Source organism: Saccharopolyspora sp. NPDC045839 (genome assembly GCF_056431645.1).
Map to the genome: position 1 here is coordinate 52,572 of NZ_JBWKKH010000050.1, position 2,258 is coordinate 54,829.

Consider the following 2,258-nt stretch of genomic DNA (forward strand, 5'->3'; position numbering starts at 1 on the left):
CGCAACTTGTGCGTTGTCCGTGATAGGGCGCCAGTTTGCTTCCCCCCCCCCCCCCCCCCCTCCTCCCCCCCCCCCCCACCCCCCCCCCCCCCCCCCCCCCCCCGGGGCCCCCGCACCCGCCGTGCGGCGCACCGTCGACGCGATCTGGAAGCTCGAATCGGCTCGGATCATCGCCGGGCTCACGCGGCTCGTGCACGACGTCGGCCTTGCCGAGGAGCTGGCCCAGGACGCGCTCGTGGCCGCGCTGGAGCAATGGCCCGCAGGCATCCCGGACAACCCGGGTGCCTGGCTGATGGCCATCGCCAAGCGCCGCGCCATCGACCACATCCGGCGGTCCCGCCGCCTGGAGGAGAAGCACGAGCAGCTGGCGCACGAGCAGGAACAGCAGCAGGACCTCGAACACGACGACGTGCTGCGGCTGATGTTCCTCTCCTGCCACCCGGTGCTGCCGATGCGGGAGCGGGTCGCGCTGACGCTCCGGCTGCTCGGTGGCCTGACGGCCGCGGAGATCGCCCGGGCATTCCTCGTCAGCGAGCCGCAGATCGCCCGGCGGATCGCCGCGGCGAAGCGGACCCTGGCCCAGGAGCAAGTGCCGTTCGACCTCCCGGACGGACCGGAGCTGGCCGATCGCATCTCATCGGTGCTCGGCGTCGTCTACCTGATCTTCAACGAGGGGTACTCGGCGACCGCCGGCGACGACCTGTTGCGCCCCGGGCTCTGCAAGGAGGCGCTGCGGCTGGGGCGGTTGCTCGCCGAGCTGGCGCCGCACGAGGCCGAGGTGCACGGGCTGGTCGCGCTGATGGAGATCCAGGAGTCGCGATCTGCCGCGCGCACCGGCCCGTCGGGGGAGCCCGTCCAGCTGCACGAGCAGAACCGGGGGCGCTGGGATCAGTTGCTCATCCGCCGAGGCTTCGCCGCGCTGCTGCGAGCGCGGGAGATCGGCGGCACTCCCGGCCCGTACGTGCTGCAGGCCGCGATTGCCGTGTGCCACGCGCGAGCGCGGACCGCCGAGGACACCGACTGGGCGCAGATCGCGGCGCTCTACGAAGCGTTGTCCCGGCTGTTGCCGACGCCGATCGTGCAGCTCAACAAGGCTGTGGCGGTCGGCATGGCGCGCGGGCCGGACGCCGGGCTCGCGCTGGTCGATTCGTTGGGCGCCGACCCGGTTCTGCAGAACTACCACTTGCTGCCCAGCGTCCGGGGCGACCTCCTGGCGCGGCTCGGGCGCGGAGGAGAGGCGAAGTTCGAGTTCGAGCGGGCCGCGGCGCTCACTCAGAACAGCGCAGAACGAGCTTTCCTGCTCCGCCGCGCGGAAGGGCTCGCCGGCAGCGGTGATTCCAGCCCAACGCTAGGGGTGGCGGTCGAGGAGTTCCTGGCGCGCGACGAGCTGAACGCCGCGACGATCCGCTCCTACGGGCAGACCCTGCGACGGCTCCGCCTTGCCCTGGGGGATCGGCCGCTGGCCGACCTGACCGCCGAGCACGTGGCGAGGGTGTTCGGGACGGCATGGGGCTCGGCGGCGGCGAAGACGTGGAACCGGCACCGAGCGGCGATCCGGTCGTTCGGTGCCTGGGCGGGCCTGGACGATCTGGCGGCGGACCTGGACCGCCGCGCCGAAACCCGCTCCCCGGCGCTGCCGATCGACCCCGCGCAGCTCGACGAGATCTGGAACCGTCCCGGGATCCCGCTGCGGGAACGCACCTTGTGGCGGCTGCTGCACGAATCCGGGGCCGCGGTGACGGCGGTCCTGTCCCTGGACGTCGAGGACCTGGACCTGGACGACCGCCGCGCCCGGGCGGCCGGCGCCTGGGTGAGCTGGCGATCCGGCGCGGCCGCGCTGCTCCCCGAGCTGGTGGCGGGCCGCACCCGGGGCCCGCTGTTCCTGACCGATCGCAGGCCCGGGCCGTCCCGGACGCCCCGGGACGGCGACCTGTGTCCGGAGACGGGGCGAAGCCGCCTGTCCTACGAACGAGCCGAGTACCTGTTCAAGCGAGCCACCGCGGCCCTGGACCCGGCCGGCGACGGCTACACCCTCCGCCGGCTGAAACCCCGCCCCTGAAAGGAAACCCGCCCCACCGAGACAATCGCAATTTCGCCTGAAATCGGAACGTCCCCGGCGCCGGCGACAGGCGCGACTTCGGCGAGGCTGGTTCCAATTTTGCCTAAGGGGTCCTTGCATAATGATCTTGTTGTGGCAAGGTGGTGGCTGGAGTTGATCACGTTTGCTTGTGGAGGAGCGTGGGATGGCTCAGCCGAAG

The 2,258-nt window shown here is 72.1% G+C and carries 1 protein-coding gene; it reads left to right on the plus strand.

What is annotated here, in order from left to right:
- Positions 1 to 121 precede the first annotated feature (121 nt).
- The gene (locus AC07EQ_RS40260; protein ID WP_478393051.1) at positions 122 to 2,059 is read left to right on the plus strand and encodes a sigma-70 family RNA polymerase sigma factor; all 1,938 of its coding nucleotides are present in this window, start codon (positions 122 to 124) and stop codon (positions 2,057 to 2,059) included.
- The last annotated feature ends 199 nt before the right edge of the window (positions 2,060 to 2,258 follow it).